This is a genomic window from Leucobacter sp. MMO-125 (assembly GCF_037148395.1).
Taxonomy (GTDB): domain Bacteria; phylum Actinomycetota; class Actinomycetes; order Actinomycetales; family Microbacteriaceae; genus Leucobacter.
Map to the genome: position 1 here is coordinate 432,556 of NZ_JBBCTL010000002.1, position 18,068 is coordinate 450,623.

At 68.0% G+C, this 18,068-nt stretch carries 17 protein-coding genes; 3 read left to right on the forward strand and 14 right to left on the reverse strand.

The window, feature by feature from the left end; all coding sequences use genetic code 11:
- Window positions 1-22: 22 nt before the first annotated feature.
- The 11 genes from lysS to tilS all read right to left on the reverse strand — a co-directional run bounded on the left by lysS (window position 23) and on the right by tilS (window position 11,826).
- A complete protein-coding gene (lysS, locus tag WFI54_RS06655) occupies window positions 23-1,561 on the reverse strand; it encodes a lysine--tRNA ligase (RefSeq protein ID WP_336652007.1) in 1,539 nt (512 codons plus the stop codon).
- A gap of 255 nt (window positions 1,562-1,816) precedes the next feature.
- Window positions 1,817-2,533 (reverse strand): Rossmann-like and DUF2520 domain-containing protein, encoded by a 717-nt coding sequence (locus WFI54_RS06660; RefSeq protein ID WP_336652008.1) that lies wholly within the window; start codon window positions 2,531-2,533, stop codon window positions 1,817-1,819.
- Window positions 2,530-4,317, reverse strand: coding sequence for a PH domain-containing protein (locus tag WFI54_RS06665; RefSeq protein ID WP_336652009.1), 1,788 nt, complete (start codon window positions 4,315-4,317; stop codon window positions 2,530-2,532). The genes WFI54_RS06660 and WFI54_RS06665 overlap by 4 nt, the downstream gene beginning before the upstream one ends.
- A complete protein-coding gene (locus tag WFI54_RS06670) occupies window positions 4,314-4,832 on the reverse strand; it encodes a PH domain-containing protein (protein WP_336652010.1) in 519 nt (172 codons plus the stop codon). Before WFI54_RS06670 ends, WFI54_RS06665 begins: the two co-directional genes overlap by 4 nt.
- A 45-nt stretch (window positions 4,833-4,877) precedes the next feature.
- Window positions 4,878-5,399: a DUF3180 family protein gene (locus tag WFI54_RS06675; RefSeq protein WP_336652011.1), complete on the reverse strand. Its 522-nt coding sequence runs from the start codon at window positions 5,397-5,399 to the stop codon at window positions 4,878-4,880.
- The gene (folK, locus tag WFI54_RS06680; protein ID WP_336652012.1) at window positions 5,386-5,931 is read right to left on the reverse strand and encodes a 2-amino-4-hydroxy-6-hydroxymethyldihydropteridine diphosphokinase; all 546 of its coding nucleotides are present in this window, start codon (window positions 5,929-5,931) and stop codon (window positions 5,386-5,388) included. Before folK ends, WFI54_RS06675 begins: the two co-directional genes overlap by 14 nt.
- Complete coding sequence (gene folP, locus WFI54_RS06685) at window positions 5,928-7,223, reverse strand: dihydropteroate synthase (RefSeq protein WP_336652013.1); 1,296 nt, start codon at window positions 7,221-7,223, stop codon at window positions 5,928-5,930. The genes folK and folP overlap by 4 nt, the downstream gene beginning before the upstream one ends.
- On the reverse strand, window positions 7,220-7,816 hold the full coding sequence (folE, locus tag WFI54_RS06690) for a GTP cyclohydrolase I (protein WP_336652014.1): 597 nt from the start codon (window positions 7,814-7,816) through the stop codon (window positions 7,220-7,222). The genes folP and folE overlap by 4 nt, the downstream gene beginning before the upstream one ends.
- 2 nt (window positions 7,817-7,818) lie before the next feature.
- On the reverse strand, window positions 7,819-10,026 hold the full coding sequence (ftsH, locus tag WFI54_RS06695; RefSeq protein ID WP_336652015.1) for an ATP-dependent zinc metalloprotease FtsH: 2,208 nt from the start codon (window positions 10,024-10,026) through the stop codon (window positions 7,819-7,821).
- A 150-nt stretch (window positions 10,027-10,176) separates the two neighbouring features.
- Window positions 10,177-10,728, reverse strand: a complete 552-nt coding sequence (hpt, locus tag WFI54_RS06700; protein WP_336652016.1) for a hypoxanthine phosphoribosyltransferase — start codon at window positions 10,726-10,728, stop codon at window positions 10,177-10,179.
- A gap of 30 nt (window positions 10,729-10,758) precedes the next feature.
- The gene (tilS, locus tag WFI54_RS06705; RefSeq protein ID WP_336652017.1) at window positions 10,759-11,826 is read right to left on the reverse strand and encodes a tRNA lysidine(34) synthetase TilS; all 1,068 of its coding nucleotides are present in this window, start codon (window positions 11,824-11,826) and stop codon (window positions 10,759-10,761) included.
- A 113-nt stretch (window positions 11,827-11,939) separates the two neighbouring features.
- Between tilS and WFI54_RS06710 the strand changes: the two genes are divergently transcribed.
- From WFI54_RS06710 to ppa, 3 genes are read left to right on the forward strand one after another with little or no spacing between them, the layout of a single operon-like run.
- Window positions 11,940-13,340 (forward strand): glutamate decarboxylase, encoded by a 1,401-nt coding sequence (locus WFI54_RS06710; protein ID WP_336652018.1) that lies wholly within the window; start codon window positions 11,940-11,942, stop codon window positions 13,338-13,340.
- Window positions 13,341-13,383: 43 nt separating this feature from the next.
- Entirely contained in the window at window positions 13,384-14,058 is a 675-nt protein-coding gene (locus tag WFI54_RS06715) for a hypothetical protein (RefSeq protein ID WP_336652019.1), read from the forward strand.
- Window positions 14,059-14,116: 58 nt separating this feature from the next.
- Window positions 14,117-14,608, forward strand: coding sequence for an inorganic diphosphatase (gene ppa / locus WFI54_RS06720; RefSeq protein ID WP_336652020.1), 492 nt, complete (start codon window positions 14,117-14,119; stop codon window positions 14,606-14,608).
- Window positions 14,609-14,746: 138 nt separating this feature from the next.
- Here the strand turns inward: ppa and WFI54_RS06725 are convergent, their stop codons facing one another.
- The 3 genes from WFI54_RS06725 to WFI54_RS06735 all read right to left on the reverse strand — a co-directional run bounded on the left by WFI54_RS06725 (window position 14,747) and on the right by WFI54_RS06735 (window position 17,951).
- Window positions 14,747-16,084, reverse strand: coding sequence for a peptidoglycan DD-metalloendopeptidase family protein (locus tag WFI54_RS06725; protein ID WP_336652021.1), 1,338 nt, complete (start codon window positions 16,082-16,084; stop codon window positions 14,747-14,749).
- Between the two features lie 104 nt (window positions 16,085-16,188).
- A complete protein-coding gene (locus tag WFI54_RS06730) occupies window positions 16,189-17,388 on the reverse strand; it encodes an acyl-CoA dehydrogenase family protein (protein WP_336652022.1) in 1,200 nt (399 codons plus the stop codon).
- 98 nt (window positions 17,389-17,486) lie between these two features.
- Window positions 17,487-17,951 carry an Lrp/AsnC family transcriptional regulator gene (locus WFI54_RS06735; RefSeq protein WP_336652023.1) on the reverse strand — a complete coding sequence of 155 codons (465 nt, stop codon included), beginning with the start codon at window positions 17,949-17,951 and terminating at the stop codon, window positions 17,487-17,489.
- Window positions 17,952-18,068: the final 117 nt, after the last annotated feature.

The window sequence follows — 18,068 nt, forward strand, 5'->3', positions numbered from 1 at the left end:
CGTGGCGGCGCAAGCGGAGGGTCTACTTCACGAGCGGGAAGAGAATCGTCTCGCGAATCCCGAGGCCCGTGAGCGCCATGAGCAGACGATCCATACCCATGCCCATGCCACCCGAAGGCGGCATGCCGTGCTCGAGAGCGCGCAGGAAGTCCTCGTCAACGCTCATCGCCTCGTCATCGCCGCGAGCAGCCTCCGCCGCCTGCTGCACGAAACGCTCGCGCTGCACCACAGGATCGACAAGCTCCGAGTAGCCCGTGGCCAACTCGAAGCCGCGCACGTAGAGATCCCACTTCTCGACAACGCCGGGGATGGATCGGTGGTGACGCGTGAGCGGGCTCGTCTCGACAGGGAAGTCCATGACGAAAGTGGGGCGGGTGAGCCCGTCTTTCACGAAGTGCTCCCAAAGCTCCTCGACGAGCTTGCCGTGGTTGGGCAAACGCACCTCGACACCTTCGGCCTCGGCAATCGACAGCAACTCTGCGACGGAGGTCTCAGGGGTGATCTCGCGACCCGCGGCCTCGGACAGCGTGCCGTACATCGAGATGCGGTCCCAGTCGCCGCCGAGATCGAAAAGCGTGCCGTCAGCCCAGCGCACCACGTGGGTGCCCTCACGCTCAGTGCCCTCGTTCACCGCGAGTGCGGCGTTCTGAATGAGCTGCTGCGTGAGATCGGCGATGCCGTTGTAGTCGGTGTAGGCCTGGTACGACTCGAGCATCGCGAACTCGGGGCTGTGCGTTGAATCTGCGCCCTCGTTGCGGAAGTTGCGGTTGATCTCGAAGACGCGGTCGAGGCCGCCTACCACTGCGCGCTTGAGGTAGAGCTCGGGGGCGATGCGCAGGAAGAGCTCGGTGTCGAAGGCATTCGAGTGCGTGACGAACGGCCGTGCGGAAGCGCCGCCGTGCATGGTCTGCAGCATCGGCGTCTCGACCTCGATGAAGCCGCGCTCGGCAAAGGTCTGGCGCAGGCTCGCCATGGTGCGAGCACGGGTGACCACATTGATGCGGGCCTGCTCGCGCTGAATGAGGTCGAGGTAGCGCTGGCGCACGCGTGACTCTTCATTGAGCTCTGCGTACATATTGGGCAGCGGGGCGAGAGCCTTCGCGGCGACCCGCCACTCGCGCACCATGATCGACAGCTCACCGCGGCGGCTCGAAATCACCTCACCGCTCACGAAGAGGTGATCGCCCAGGTCGACGAGCTCCTTGTAGGCGGCGAGTGATTCTTCGCCCACCTCGGCGAGACTCACCATCGCCTGGATACGGGTGCCGTCGCCGGCCTGCAGCGAAGCAAAGCACAGCTTGCCCGTGTTGCGCTGGAACACGACTCGACCCGCAATGCCGACCGTCTCGCCCGAGGCGCTGTCAGGGTTCGCCTCAAGGTGGCCCCACTTCGCACGCACCTCTGGGATCGTTGCCGTGACGGGCACCTCAACGGGGTAGGCACCCCCGCCAAGATCGGCACCGTCATTCAGGCGGTCCCGCTTCTCCAGGCGCACGCGCTTCTGCTCGAAGAGGTCTTCCTCGGTTTCAACGTGCGCGGGGGCTGCGGGCTGCTCGCTCATGGGCGGATCCTCCGTGGTCAGGGCTCGAAGCGCACCGGACACTGGGGTTCCGGCGCACCGAACCATCCTACCCGCCCGCCGCGATCCGCCGGCCCTGACAGGAACGGCTCGGGCGGGGTCGGCGCCAGGGGGGCGCCGGGCCGCCGGGCCACGTTCCGACATGCCAACTTGCGCTGGTTTGCGCTGACGGGGTCAGCGCTGAGCGCGAAGGGCCGTGGAGCCGTGGTGCCGCGCAGCGAAGCAGCTGCGGGTGGCTCAGGGAGTAGCCTCCGGGCCCGGCTCGCCCAATGCGTCGCGCAGCTCATCCTCGATCGTGGCCCGCACCACTCCCCCGACCACGCGGTCAGGCTGCTCGACGCCGATGCCGCGAAGCGCATCGACCGCCTGCCGCACCACCGCGCGTGAGAACTCGGCTGCGGCGTCGATCGCCTCTGCGTAGGCCGGTCGATCCTGCTCCTGCACGATCAGAGGTTCAGCCCCCATCTCGACGGCGAGAGCCTGCCCGATGGGCAGCACTGGCGCGGGCGCGGTGACCGCAACCGAGGCCCCGGCGAGCCTTGCGAGGTCAAGGCTCGTGCCTGTGAAAACAACTGCGGGGTGCAGCGCAAGCGGGATCACACCGGCCGCGAGGGCAGGGGCAAACACCCCGTAGCCGTGCTCGGGCGCGGTGTGAATCGCGAGCTGGCCTGGCTGCCACGCCCCTGTGGCGGTGAGCCCGCTGACGAGGTCGGGGAGTTCGGACCCCGGGATCGCGAACAGCACAAGCTCTGAACGACGCACCACCTCGGCAACCTCAAGGATCGGCACACCAGGCAGCATAGCCTCGGCCCGCTCACGACTCTGCTCACTGATCGCCGAGATGCCGGTGATCGCGTGACCGGCACCCGCAAGGGCGCGGGCCAGCACGGGACCCACCCGCCCAGCACCCACAAGCCCCACGCCGAGGCGCGACGCCTGCTGTCCCGCGCTCACGGCTGCGGCTCCTGCGGGAGAACGGGTGCAGCATGCTGAGGCGCAACATCAGTCCCGGCCCGCTGCTGCGCCTCAGCGTTCTGCACCCGCAGCACCGTGGCTGCGAGCTCGTCGAAGGTGCGCTGCGCGTCGTGCAGTTCGAGGCCGCGCATCTCCATCCGCACCGGCCCGAGCACGGTGTGCGCCTGCAGCGATGCGAGCCCCAGGAAGCGGTGCAGCAGTGGTCGGCGCAGCTGCACCGACTGGGCGCGCAGCACCGGCATCACCGCGAAGGACCGCGTGAGCGCCCCTCGTCGAACGCGCAGCGTGGCCTCCGACCGGTCGGCGTCGGCGATCCGCACACCCGCTCGCGAGCGCCCCCACAGCAGCACCGCCGCACCGCGCGGCCCCGCCCCGAGATAGCCGTGAGCCTCGCCCGAAAGCCCGTTCCGCAAAGCGGCGATCTCGTCTTCCTCACTGCCCACGCCGGGCAGCAGCGTCTCGATGACCCGCAGCACATCGGGCTCTCGTCCGACAGGCAGCACCACATTCTGCATCGCGTTCTGACCGCCCTGCGCGAGGGAGTGCCCCGCGGTGGTGATGCGCACCTTCCACCAGCCGAAGCCCCGCCACAGAAGCGGTTGGCGAGCCTCGACGGCGTGAATACGCCCGAACGGCACCGTCTCGGTGACCGTCGACGTAAGACCCGCCCCGGTGCGCACCGCGTCACGAGAACGCGAGAGGGTGAAGTTGAAGCCCTTGTTGAACTGCCCGAACATGATGCCCGCCATCACAAGGAGCAGCGGGACGACGCCTAGGATCAGCGCGGGCTCGAGCACTGCTCCGCCCACCACCACGCCCACGAGGACGACCACGGTGATCACGGCCTCCCAGCTGAGCGCAATGCTGCCAACGAGGCGCGCCACCGGCACCCGCACCAGGGTCTGCGCTTCGAGCGCCGCCGGATCGACGTCGAGATCGACGAAATCTTGCGCGCGGGCCGTCAAAGCACTGCTCGGAGCACCGTAGACGAAGCCATCCGGCCCAACCGGAGCGGGGGCCGAGATCGCACCGGGGCCCGCAGTATCGCCGCCCACCGACCCAGCGGACCCTTCGCGCTTCGCCGCGGCGAGCCGCAGGATCTGCTCGCGCACCGTCTTCGCATCACGGTGACTGAGATAGGCCAGCTCAACTTTGCCGCCCTGACCGCCGGTGAGCACTTCAACTTTCGTCAGGCCGAGCACACGTGCGGGAAGCGGGCGCTGGAGATTCACGCTCTGAATCCGGTCGAGGGGAGCGCGCCGGTGCTTGCGGAAGAGCACCCCGCTCTGCTCCTCGACAGCTTCGCCGTTGATGCGATAGGTGTGGAAGCGCCAGGCGATCCACGAAAACAAGACGATCAGCAGAATGACCGCGAGAATGCCGCCGAGTACGAGCAGCAGCAAGCCCTGCTCGAGCAAGTAGTTGTAGAGATCGACAACATCGCCCTCACCGGAGAAGTCGACCTCGACGCCCTCTCGCCCCCGCCACACCTGATCTGCGAAGAACACCTCGACGAAACGATCGCGGAAGTTCGCAACAATGATGCCCGCGATCACAATGAGCACGAGACCGCCTCGCAGCAAGGGCGAGAGCGGGTGCAACCGACGCCACCCCGCCGCGTCGGCAGTGCCAGGAAGAGCGGCCTCCACCGCTCCCGCCAGCGCTGCATCGGGCCCTGCGGCCGCGGGGTGATCTGCGGGGCCGGTGTGCCCGGCATCGCCGCTGCCCGAAGGCGGGGCGTCGGCGTCGTGCTGCTCGGTCACAGGCCAGACCTCCTGATCTCGGCGAGCTGCACCAGACGGTCACGCAGCACCTCAGCATCTTCGAGACGCAGACCAGGCAGATTGACGCCCGTCGCCGCCGAAGCGGTGACAAACTTCAGCGTGGCGAGCCCCAGCGCACGCAACAACGGCCCCCGCGTAACGTCAACCATCTGCAAGCGGCCATAGGGAACGGCAATGACCCGCTCGAACATGATGCCGCGACGGAAGAGAAGATCGTCTTCGCGCAGGATGTAGCCGATCGCCTTCACCCGCCGGAACGCCAGCAGCGAGTTGACGAGCAGCACCACGAACAACCCACTCAGCCCGATGATTAGCGGCAGCGGCGTCTCATCGCGCACCACGACGAGCAGCACCACCAGCACGATCAGCACCACTGCATCCAGCAGCAGATTGAGGACCAGATCTGCCACGGCATACTTGGGAGAGACCCGCTGCCATTCGACCTCGCCATTCGGCCACTGCGGTTCGCTGCTGATGCGCTGTTCGTCGTTCACGTCCCCCAGTGTAGAGGCCACCCCCGACACTGCAGGCGCCTCACCTCAACGCTTGCGGAACGCCGCCTGATCGGCTGGCCCGGCACCCGGCGCGGGATCCGCATCATCAAGCTCAGCGTCATCATCACCCGGCGGCACCCGACAGCAATGCTCCGAGAACAGAGCGCTGGCGGTGAGCACCGCGCCCGCAATCAGTGTGAGCAGCATCGGCAGCCAGCTCGCGGTCGGGGCCGGCACGCTGCGCCCGATCAACGAAAGCGCCAGGCCGCCGCCGAAGCCGCCGAGCAGCGAGCCCACCAGCTGCGCGGCCCGGGAGGCCACCAGCAGCCGCACCGCATGGAAGGGGTTCACCGCGCCTGGCCCCTTCTTCAACGCCCGGCGCAGCCTGAGCGCGAACACCAGCAGCACCACCGCCAGCAGCCCCAGGGTCAGCGGCAGCGAAAGCGGCGGCACCAGGGGCGCGTGGCCGCGGTTCGACAGCACGAACTGCACGAGCAGGCCGGCAGCAGCCCCCACAGCGGCCGCGGCCGCCAAAGCCGCAGGGCTCCCCCGCTCAGCCGGTCGCACGCGCAGCCTCAGCATCGTCGTGGGCCAGCGGCTCGGTGAACGGCCGCGTCGTGTCACCCAAGCGGGCCAGCAAATCGGCGACCCGACCGTGGCCCATAAGCACGGCACCAGGGTCGAGGTCAAGCCAGGGCGCAAGCACGAAGTCGCGCTCGTGTGCGCGTGGGTGGGGCACGGTAAGGCGGTCATCTGAGACGACCCGCCCGCCGTACAGAATGAGGTCGATGTCGAGAGTGCGGTCACCCCAGCGCTCATCGCGCACCCTGCCGTGTTCGGTTTCGATGCGTTGCAGCAGATCGAGCAGCTCATGCGGTGGCATGGCAGTCTCGGCGATCGCCACACCATTGAGGTAGCGCGGCGCATCAGGATCAGGCCCCTCCACGGTGAGCGCGATGGTCTCTCGCAGCGGTGAGGCCCGCAACTCGCGAATGCCGGGCGCGTGCGCCAGCTCGTGCTGGGCCGCCCTGATCGTCTCCCCACGGTCGCCGAGGTTGGCGCCGAAGGCGAGCAGCACGGGAACAATCTGCGCGATCACGGCCGCACCACCGCCACTGCGACATCGGCGAAGGTCGCCGCGATCGGCGCGTCAGGCTTGTGCACCGTCACCTTCGCACTGCGCACCCCAGCAAAACGGAGGGCGACATCTGCCACCCGTTCGGCAACGGTCTCGATCAGGTCGACAGGGTCACGTTCGACAGCCGCAACGATCGCCTCAGCCAGCTCGCCGTAGTGCACGGTGCGTTCGAGCGCGTCGCCGGAGGCCGCAGCGCGCAGATCGACGGCGACCTCGGCGTCGATGATGAAGCGCTGGCCGTTCTGCCGTTCGAAGTCGAACACGCCGTGGTGCGCGAACACTTCGAGGCCGGTCAGCACGATTCGGTCTGCCGAACCGCCGACCTGATCCGCCCCACGAGCCGAACTCGCCCCGCCCGGAGTTATGGGATCTGCCGTCGATATGCCGTTTCTCGGCGGATCGGCCATATCTTCGGCAGATCCCCTATCTTCGGCAGGCCGGGCGCCCTGCCAGGCCCCGGCCACGGCAAGGGCCTGCACGCTGCCGACGACGTCGTGCACACGAACCCCCCAGGCCGAGCCAGCCGCGAGGGCCGTCACCACCGAGGTAGCGAGATCGCGGGCGGAAAGATCGGCTTCGAGGCCGGCACCCACCAGGGCTTCGGCGATCATGCGCTTGCGGGAGGCCCCGACGAGCACGGGATAGCCGAGTTCGATGAGGGTATCGAGGTGGGCGAGCAGGGCCCAGCACTGCTGCCCCGTCTTATCGAAGCCGAGACCGGGATCGAGCACGATGAGCGAACTGTCGACACCCGCGGCGATCGCCGCCCGAGCGCGACCGGCAAGCACATCCCGCACTTCGGCGATCACATCGGCGTAGTCGGAGCGCTGGTGCGCGGGGTCGGGGATGCCGCGCCAGTGACCGATGATGAAGCGTGCCCCGTGCTCGGCGGCAGCCCGGGCCGCGGCATCGAGCATGGCGGGGTCGTGCAGCCCCCCGGAGACATCGTTGATGCTGCGAGCCCCCGCCGCAACAGCAGCCAGGGCCGTCTGGGCGTGAATCGTGTCGATCGAGGTTTCGATGCCCTCGGAGGTGAGGGCACGGATCACCGGCAGCACCCGACGCTGCTCCTCCTCTACGGACACGGGCGTGGCGCCTGGGCGGGTCGACTCACCGCCGACATCGACGATACTTGCGCCCTGAGCCGCGAGTGCACGCCCGCGCGCGATCGCAGCCTCGGTGGCGGCGAACTGCCCGCCGTCGCTGAACGAGTCGGGGGTGACGTTGAGCACTCCCATCACCAGGGTGTTCATGAAGCGGATCCCCCATCGGTGATCGTGCCTCCGAGCAGGGCCAGCACCTCGCCCCTGGCACCCGCTGCGGCGAGCGTTCCGCTCGAGGCGACGGTGACGGTGACGGCTCCGGTCTGTCGCACACCGCGGTCAGCGACGCAGCCGTGGCTCGCTTCGAGCACCACGAGCACGCCCTCCGGGGCGAGTCCGGCGTTGAGCGCGTCGACGATCTGCTGGCCCAGGCGCTCCTGCACCTGGGGCCGGGCAGCAAGCGTGTCGACCACCTTGGGCAGCGCACTGAGCCCGACGATGCGGCGGCCAGGCCGGTACGCAATGTGCGCGACGCCGCGGAACGGGAGTAGGTGGTGCTCACAGACCGAGCGCAGTTCGATATCGCGCAGCATCACGAGCTCACCGGTGTGCTCCCCGACAGGAACCGCGTCGGCGAGGTGCTGCACCGGATCTTCCCCAACCCCCGCGAAGAACTCCGCGTAGGCGTCGGCGACGCGCGCAGGGGTGCTCGCGAGCTCAGCGCTATCGGGATCGGATCCGATCGCGCTCAGCAGCTCGCGCACCGCTGCGGCGATGCGTGCACGGTCAACCCGCTCGGACATGTCTAGCGGGAGTCGTCGCGGTCGTCGCCAGCGTCGCGCACACCCAGATTGCGGGGAGGCGTGCTCGTTTCGCCTGGCGCGAGCGGCTCGTCACCGACGCGCTGGTGCGAAGACTCGACGGTGCCCTCGGCGGCACTGCCATCGGCAGCGCCAGCATCGGTGCCGTCATGGCCGCCGGGTGCCGACGTTGCCGTGGCGCCAGAAGACTGAGCCGAGGCGTCGTCGGCCGGCGCTTCAACGCTCGGGCCGTGGTCACCGGGGTGGCGGTTGTCGGTGCGAACCGAGGCGGGCACCTCGATGGGCGGACGGTTGGACACCGGGCGCTCATCGTTAGAGAGCCAGGTGGGCCGCTCGGGGAGCTTCTTCACGTCACGGAAGATCTCGGCGATCTGCACGTGGTCGAGCGTCTCCTTCTCGAGCAGCTCGCGAGCGAGCGCATCGAGGATGTCGCGGTTGGTGACGAGCACCTCGTAAGCCTCGTTGTGCGCCTGCTCGAGCAGAGCGCGCACCTCGGCGTCGATCGATACGGCCACGCCCTCCGAGTAGTCGCGGGTCTGCCCGAACTCGCCGAGGAACGCACCCGGCTGGGCCTGGCCCAGCTTCACTGGGCCGACCGTGGCCGACATGCCGTAGTCGGTGACCATCTTGCGAGCCGTGCCGGTGGCCTTTTCGATGTCATTTCCAGCACCCGTGGTGGGATCGTGGAACACGAGCTCTTCAGCTACGCGCCCGCCCAGTGCGTAGGCGAGCTGGTCTTGCAGCTCGTTGCGAGTCACCGAGTACTTGTCTTCGAGCGGAATGACCATCGTGTAGCCGAGGGCACGGCCCCGGGGCAGGATGGTGATCTTCGTCACAGGATCGGTGTGGTTGAGGCCAGCGGCCACGAGCGCGTGACCGCCCTCGTGGTAGGCGGTGATGAGCTTTTCGCGGTCTTTCATCACTCTGGTGCGACGCTGGGGGCCGGCGATCACACGATCAATGGCCTCGTCGAGCGCGCGGTTGTCGATGAGCTGCGCGTTGGAGCGCGCCGTCAGCAGGGCGGCCTCGTTGAGCACGTTGGCGAGGTCGGCACCCGAGAACCCGGGGGTCTTGCGAGCCACGACCCCGAGATCGACGTTCTTCGAGAGCGGCTTGCCCTTCGCGTGCACCTGCAGAATCTTGAGACGCCCGGGCATATCGGGGGCGTCGACACCGATCTGACGGTCGAAGCGACCGGGGCGCAGCAGCGCAGGGTCGAGCATGTCGGGGCGGTTGGTCGCCGCGATCATGATGACGTTGGTCTTGGGGTCGAAGCCGTCCATCTCGACGAGGAGCTGGTTGAGCGTCTGTTCGCGCTCATCGTGGCCGCCGCCCATGCCCTGGCCGCGGCGCTGGCCGACAGCGTCGATCTCGTCGACGAAGATGATGGCCGGCGCGTTTGCCTTGGCTTCCTTGAAGAGGTCGCGCACACGGCTCGCACCGACGCCCACGAACATCTCGACGAAGTCGGAGCCCGAGATCGAGTAGAACGGAACCCCCGCCTCGCCGGCGACCGCGCGCGCGAGCAGTGTCTTGCCCGTGCCGGGCGGACCGTACAGCAGCACGCCCTTCGGGATGCGCGCACCGACGGCCTGGAACCGCGAAGCATCCTGCAGGAAGTCTTTGATCTCGTGTAGCTCTTCGACGGCCTCGTCGGCGCCTGCGACATCGGCGAAGGTGACCTGCGGCATGTCTTTCGACACGAGCTTGGCCTTGTTCTTGCCGAACTGCATCACCCCACGGCCGCCGCCCTGCATGGATGACAGCATCCACCAGATCAGCAGACCGATGAGCAGCAGCGGCAGCAGGAAGCCGAGCAGCGACCACAACGGGTTGGGCTGCGGCACCTTGTCGTTGAAGCCGCCCTTCAGATCGGCCTGATCGATAGTGTCGATCACGGCCTCGCCGCGCGGCGCCACATAGTAGAAGTAGACCTTGTCGGTGCCGGCCTTCTTGTCGACCTTTTCGAGCGAGAGATTGACTCGCTGGTCGCCGTCGATGATCTCGGCCTGCTTCACCTGGCCGCTCGAGATCATCTCGAGGCCGCGCTCGGTGGTGACCTCGCGGGTGTCACCGCCCGAGAGCAGCGACCACCCGAGCAGCACGATGATCGGTGCAACGATCAGGTACAGCAGCGGGCCTCGGAAGAGCTTGCGGCTCTTCGAGGTGCTCTTCGTCGGGTTCTGTGCCAAGTCGGGGCCTTTCGAGACGGGCGGTGCTGCGGGTGCAACCGTAAGCGTAAGCGTAGCCAATACCCCTGACATCGAACTGCGCTGGGGCGCTTGTCCGCTCAGGGCGGAGCGGTGGAGCCCCGCCAGGCATGCGGAGCTCGGCCCGCGCGATCAGCTGTAGACGTGAGGCGCAAGCACTGCGACATCGCGCAGGTTGCGGTAATCCTCGGCGTAGTCGAGGCCGTATCCCACCACGAACTCCACGGGAATATCGAAACCGACGTAGGCCACATCGACCTGCACCTTGAGCGCCTCAGGCTTGCGCAGCATCGTGCAGATGCGCACCGACTTCGCACCGCGGCTCTCGAGATTCTCCTTCAGCCAGGCCAGGGTGAGGCCCGAGTCGATGATGTCCTCGACGATGAGCACGTCGCGCCCCGTGATATCGCTGTCGAGGTCTTTCAGAATCTTCACGACACCGCTCGACTTCGTGCCGGCACCGTAGGAGGAGACCGCCATCCAGTCCATCTGCGCGTGAAAGCGCAGCTCGCGGGCGAGATCGGCCATCACCATGACGGCGCCCTTGAGCACGCCGACGAGCAGCGGCGGCGCGTCGGCGTAGTCGGCCTCAATCTCGCGGGCCATCTCAGCAAGACGGGCGTGAAGCTCGGCTTCGGTGTGCAGTACGACGGAGAGGTCATCCCCCAGGTGTTTCGCGTCCATGCGTCTATTCTTCCACTGCTCGGGGGCGGATCAGCGCGGCGCTCTCGGAGAACCCGTCTGCCGCGCGAATCCGAGCTGCGATTGCGCACGAGCGACGCGGATACCCGGCACGAAAACCGGCCCCTGCCCGTGCCAGTCGACGACCAGCGCGGCAATGCTTGCCGTGTGCTCGCGGCTCAGCTGAGCGCCGAAATTGCGGGAGGCGACAACGCGTATCACCCGCGCGAGCAGCGCCATCGGCAACGATGCGAGCTCGGCGACGGGCAGAGCGACCTGAGCTGAGGCCCCGGCAGGGATGCTGCGATTCGCACGGGCGGCGATGCCCGCGGCGAGGGCGTCGAGCGCATCGGCGTCCTCGCGTGCGAGATCGGCACTGCGCGCGAGCGCCGCAGGCATCCCCGGCCCCAGCTCTTCCACCAGCATGGGCAGCACCCGTTCGCGCACCCGCACACGGGCGAAGGCCGGGTCGCTGTTGTGCGGATCGCGCCACGGCTCAAGGCCGGCCTCCGCACACGCGGCCTCGGTGGTGGCCCGGGTGATCTCGGGTGATGATGCGAGGAAGGGGCGCAGGATCGCGGTGTCGGGGCCGGTCTCTGAGAGCCGGCGCCGCTGCGGGATTCCGGCAAGGCTGCGAGTGCCGGAACCTCGTGCCAGCGCCAACAGCACCTGCTCGGCCTGGTCGTCGCGGGTGTGGGCGGTGAGGATCGCGGCAGCCCCCGTGCGCGCCGCGGCCCGCGCGAACGCCTCGTAGCGGGCGCGGCGCGCGTTCGCCTCAGGACCTGCTCCTCCAGCTTCAACAGCCACCTGCTCGACGACGACCGGCGCGAGGCCGAGCTGTTCGGCCTGCCGGGCCGCGGCAGCGGCGATATCGGCTGAGCCGCTTTGCAGGCCGTGATCCACAACCACCGCACCGGCCAGCAATCCCGCCCGCCTCGCCTCGTACGCGGTGGCCGCCGCGAGCGCCAGCGAGTCTGCGCCGCCCGAGAGGCCCACGAGCACGAGCGCAGCGGATCCGCCCCCCAAATCATCGCGCATACACCACTCTGCGAGCGCGCGCCGCACCGCAAGCCTGGTGTCGAGAAGAGCGCGCTGTACCATGCGATCAACGTTAGCGGGAGGGGCAGCAGGGCAGGCCGCGAAAATGCTAGGGTGCACGAAGACCACGTGCGCTGGGCGTTAGGGCCTGCGCCGGTCACGGCGAAGGAGCAGTCATGTCTCATGTCAACCGTCATCACCACGACGGCGATGCCCGTGCGCAGCTCGATGTGAACCCCGTGTTCGTCAGGCCTGGTGAAGCGACGGAACTGCCGAAGTTCGAGCTGCCGACCCACGCCATGTCGCCGAGCACCGCCTATCAGATCGTGCACGACGAGGCCATGCTCGACGGCAACTCACGACTCAACCTCGCCACTTTCGTCTCCACCTGGATGGATGACGAGGCGCTGCGGCTCTACGCCGAGGCCGCCGACAAGAACATGATCGACAAGGATGAGTATCCCGCCACCGCCGACATCGAGGAACGGTGCTGGCGCATGCTCGCGAACCTCTGGCACGTGCCCGACATCAACGACACGATCGGCACTTCGACGATTGGATCATCAGAAGCCTGCATGCTCGGCGGCCTCGCACTGAAGCGGCGGTGGCAGGAGCGCAGGCGCGCGGAAGGCAAGCCCGCCGACAGGCCCAACCTCGTGCTCTCTGCGGGCGTGCAGGTGGTCTGGGAGAAGTTCTGCAACTACTGGGATGTGGAGCCCCGCTACGTTCCGGTCACGGAAGAGCATCTTGTGCTCGACGGGCACCATCTCGAGCAGTACGTCGACGAGTGCACGATCGGCGTCGTCGCGATTCTCGGGCAGACCTACACCGGGCTGTACGAGCCGGTGCGCGAGATCGCGGCGAAGCTCGACGAGATCGAACGGGAAACCGGCGTCGATGTGAAGATTCACGTCGACGGCGCCTCGGGCGCGATGGTCGCCCCGTTCTGCCAGCCGGAGCTGGTGTGGGACTTCGCGATCGACAGGGTCAATTCGATCAGCACCTCCGGCCACAAGTACGGCCTCGTGTACCCCGGTGTCGGGTGGGTGGTGTGGCGCGACCGCGCGGCCTGCCCGGAGAGCCTCATCTTTCACGTCAGCTACCTCGGCGGAGACATGCCGACGCTCGCGCTCAACTTCTCGCGCCCCGGCGCGCAGGTGCTGCTGCATTACTACCAGTTCTTGCGTCTAGGCTTCGAGGGCTACCGGGTGGTGCAGCAGAACTCGCTCGAAGTGGCGCAGTTCCTCTCTGCCGCCATCGAGCGGATGCCCGCGTTTGAATTGGTGAGCCGCGGCGACACAATCCCGGTCTTCGCCTGGCGCCTGGTGGCCGGCCACACCAAGAACTGGACACTGTTCGACCTCGCGGATCGCCTCCGCATGCGCGGCTGGCTCGTCCCCGCCTACCCCATGCCCGATAACATGTCGGATCTCGTCGTGCAGCGGATCGTGGTGCGTGTGGGCCTGAGTCGCGATCTCGCAGGGCACCTGCTCGATGCCATCACCGATGAGGTCGCATTCCTCGACGCACTGGAAAGCCCGCTGCCCAGCAGCGGCAACGGTGGGTTCGCCCACTGATCCGCCCCTGGTCGTGACAGCCAGACACCGATCGGAGCCGCCCATGCCGAGCAGCAGCCCCGCCGGGCCCGGCGGAGGGCCGGCAGCCCTGCTGATGCCGACGCTGCGCAAGCAGAGCGTGCTCTTCATGATCGGTTCAGCGCTGTTTGCCGTCGGTTCGGCACCGGGGCTGTCGACAGTGCTCGGGCCTCAGCTGGGCAACCTGGCGTTCTTCATCGGGGCCTGGTGGTTCACCGCTGCGGGGTTTGTGCAACTCGCGCTGAGCGGGCCACCGCGCGGCAGTGACGGGCGGGGCGCTCTGCGAGCAGAGTGGCTCTCAGCCGCGATTCAAAGCGTCGGCACGCTGCTCTTCAACGTCAGCACCACTGCTGCGCTCTCGGCGACAACGATGCTCGCCGAACGGCATCTCGTCTGGCGCCCGGACGCCGGCGGTTCATTGGCCTTCCTCGTCAGCGCGGGCTTCGCGTGCGCTGCCTACCGCAGCGCACACACGACGCTGTGGGATCCGCGACGGGGCGAGTGGTGGTCGGTCGTGGTGAATCTCGCCGGCTGTGTGGCCTTCGCAGTGTCGGCGATCGGTGCCTTCATCGAACCCGACGGCGATCCGCTCTCGCCACCGGCCGTGGACTGGGGCACCTGCATCGGCGCGGTCTGCTTCTTCATCGCATCGTGGCTCGTGCTCCCCCGCCAACGCTCGGCGACGCATCGGGTACCCTGAGACCGGCAACACACACCGAGGCAGCCAGCTGCTGTCTCTGCGACAGAAAGAGGAGCGCATGGCCGCCGCATTCGACGCAGTCATCGAGATCCCCAAGGGGAGCCGCAACAAGTACGAGGTCGACCACGAGACCGGTCGGGTGTACCTCGACCGCGTGCTCTACACGGGCTTCGTCTACCCGACCGACTATGGCTTCTTCGAGGAGACCCTCGGCGAAGACGGCGATCCGCTCGACGTGCTCGTGCTGCTCGACTACCCGGTCTTCCCCGGCGTGGGTGTGAAGGTGCGCCCGGTAGGCGTGCTGAAGATGAGCGACGAGGCCGGCGGCGACGACAAGGTCATCGCCGTGCAGCACAAGGATCCGCGCTGGTCGCATATCCAGGACGTCGCCGATATCCCGGAGTACACCCGCAAGGAGATCGAGCACTTCTTCGAGCACTACAAGGATCTCGAGCCCGGCAAGTGGGTGAAGGTCGACGCCTGGGGTTCGGCCGCCGACGCCGAGCAGCTGATCATCGAGGCGCAGCAGCGCCTCGCAGAGCAGCACTGAGGCATTCCCGGGGCGCGAGGCACGAGCGCCCCGGGGCAGCAGCGCCTCGCAGAGCAGCACTGAGGCTGCGCGCACATACGAGTGAGGGGCTCAGGATCATGTGATCCCGAGCCCCTCACTCGTATGTGCGGACGCGTTCTAGAAGTTGATGTAGAACGCAGGGTTCACGAAGTCGTACCAGCCGCTGTCTTGGTTCGGGCGCATCTCGAAGTGGAGGTGGCAGCCGGTGCTGGCGCCGGTGCTGCCGACGTAGCCGACGACCTGGCCGGCGTTGACCCACTGGCCGCCGCTCACGCTGGCCCACTGAATCATATGGGCATAGCGGGTCTGCCAGCCGTTGGGGTGGTTGATGTTCACCATGTTGCCGCCGCCGTATGGGTCCCAGTAGGACATGGTGACGGTGCCTGACTGGGCGGCCACGATGGGCGTCCAGCACGCGGTGGCGAGGTCGATGCCGGTGTGGTTCCAGCGGCCCGGCGAGCGGAAGCCCTCGGACACGTAGTAACCGCTGGTGGGGCGCACCCATCCGTTGCTGGAGACAGGGGGCGGGGGCGAGATCACGCCGCCGCCGCCGCCGCCGCCACCCCCGGTGCCACCACCGGGGTTCTTGGCGGCCTCCTCCTGGGCACGGCGCAGCGCCTCGGCGGCCTCAGCTGCCTGCCGCTGGCGCTCCTTCTCGGCGGCGATGCGCTGCTCCTCCTCGATGCGCAAGCGCTCGCGGTAGCCGTCCACCGTGGAGGTGGTCTCATCCTTGAGCGCTTCGAGTTGCAGCTGCAGCTCGCGCTGTTGGGCCTCCTGGGCCCGCACACGATCTTCCTGCGAGGCCGCGGCCTCGGCGGCGGCCTGCTCCTTCACGGCCTGCTCCTGTCGCAGCACTTCGCGCTCGGCGCGGGCGCTCTCGGCCTGCTGGCTCAGCGCGTCGGCGGTGTTCGCGGCCTGCTCGGCCTCCTCCGAGAGCTGCGTGTTGCGCTCGGTGGCCTTCGACATCGAGGCCATGCGCTCGAGGAGGGCGTCGGCGGTGCTCCCGTCCGAGTCGAGGAAGAGCTCCATGCTGCGGTCGACACCGCCGGAGCGGTACATCTGGGCGACGATGACGCCTGCGCGATCCGCTGCGGCCTCGGCCTCCTGGCGGCTCTCCTCGGCCTGGCGCTCAAGGTTCTGCAGCTTCTCAGTGGCACGCGCGAGGTTCTGCTCGGCGGCGTTCAGCTCGGCCATAGCGACGGACGCAAGAGTGCGCAGACGGTCGAGCTCCTGCTGGCTCTGCGAGAGCAGGCCCTCGATCTCGGCGACCTTCTTGCCCGCCGAGGCCTCGTTCTGCTTGGCGCGCTGCACGTCGTCCCAGGTGGGGAGATCGAGCGCCTGCGCGGGAGCCGGCGCTGCAACAGCCTGCCCTCCGACAAGCAAACCGGCGGCGAGCGCGCAACTGCCGAGCACTCCGAAGACTCGTCTCAACGACCCTGCGTTCTTCTTCCCCATGTCCCCTGACTCCGTTTTCCGGACAGTGTGGTCCCAGCCCACCGTAACACTCCCGCTCTCGGCACGCACGGCTGGCAACGATCGGCGGCAGGCGTTCGGGCGCGTCAGCCGTCGAGCAGGGCCGCCGCGAACATCGGTCTGGCAGCGTCGACGCCCGGCGGGTGGAAGAGCCCGGCGGCGGCGTCGCGGTAGAGCCGGCTCGCCTCGTGTTCGCCATCGAAGCCGGCTCCGCCGGAGCAGATGAGCGCGGTCTCGGCGCAGCGACGGGCCGCGTCGGCGGCGTTGATGCGGGTGCTGACGAGGTGCAGCGGCCAGCGTGCGCCGTGGTCGACGGCGTCGTCGAGATCTCGGGTGATCGCGTCGAGCTGTGCGGGCACCGCGAGGTATCCGAGATGGGCGTCGGCGAGTCTGGTGCGGTGTTCGGGCACCTCGGCGAGGCTCGTGCCGCTGCGGGCGGATCGGCGCCGACGCAGCCCCTCAGCGGCGACATCGAGCGCGCGGCGCGCAACACCGGCGTAGACGGAGGCCACCAGCAGCTGAAAGTTGCTCGCGATTGCGAAGGTGAGGAGATCCGGGTGGTCGCCCGCAGGAATGCGGCGCGCCACGCGATCCGCCGGCATGGGCGCGCCGTCGAGCACCGTGGTGCGGCTCTGCGAGGCCCGCATGCCGAGCACGTTCCAGTTGTCGGAGACCGTCACCCCGCCGCCGTCGCGTTCGAGGAAGCCGAAGACAAGGGTGGGCTGTGCGGGGTTGCTGTCGTCGAGACCGTGCACGATGAGCCGCGTCCAGACAGGCGAGAGGGAGGTGAAGATCTTCACCCCGGTGAGACGGTAGCCGCCCTCACCGTCGGCTTCGGCACGGGTGCCCGACCCCTGCAACACCCAATCGTTGCCCGGCTCGCTGATGCCAAAGGCGAACATCTCGCCGGCCATCGTCTCCTCGAAGACACGCGCGAGGGAGCGGTCGCCGCGCACGAACATGGCGCGCGCCACCCCCGTGCACATGAGGTGCATGTTGATCGCGAGCGCCGTCGCCGGGGCTGCTGTAGCGAGTCGCTGCTGCAGCCGCGACACCTCGTGCAGGGTGAGGCCGGGGCCGCCATACTCCTCTGGCACGAACAGTCGGAGGTAGCCGCGCTCACGCAGCTCTGCGAGATCGTCGGAGCAGAAGCCGTTCTCGCGATCGGTCACGGCGGCTCGCTCGCGAAAGCGGTGCAGCAGTTCGTCTGGCAGATAGCGCTCGGCTCGTTCGGCGTGCCTGGCTTCGCGATCCGGGGCCTGATTCTTCGTCGCGTTCTCGCTCACCCGGCCATGCTATCGAGCGCCCCCAACGGGTGCGGTTCGACTTCCGGGGTTCTCCCCCGGCGCGGCGCGGCTGCGGCGCAGGAACCCGGATCCGCCACTCACTCCTCCGTCGCGAGCAGCGCGGTGACCCGGTACGGAATGACCTCGCGCAGGAAGAGGCTGGTCGAGGTGCGGTTGATACCGGGGCAAAGGCGGATCTCTTCGCTTACCCGGTAGAGGTCGTCTGGGTCTTTCGCGACCACACGTAGCAGCAGGTCGGTGCTGCCCGCGGGCGCGAAGCACTCGAGCACCTCGGGGATGTTCGCGAGCGCCTCGACGGCCTCGCCGATCTGGTGCTGGTCGAGTTCGACCTGCACGCTCGCCCCCACAGGGCGGCCAAGCGAGGCCGGCGAGATGCGCGCGCTGTGCCGCCGCAGCACCCCAGAGTCACGCAGCTTCTCGAGTCGCGTCTGCACGGTGCCCCGAGCGAGGCCGAGCCGCATGGCGATCATGGCGGTTGGCATGCGCGCATCCTCGTCGAGAAGCGTCAGGATGCGACGGTCAGTCGCGTCGATTCCGCTCATATTGCCCACTTTCTGCTTTATTTATCCGTGCAGTATTGATCATAATGATCAATTGGCATCAGCTCGCTTGCACGATTCGCAGCATGTCGCTGTACTAGCTCGCAGGGCGCGGTCAGC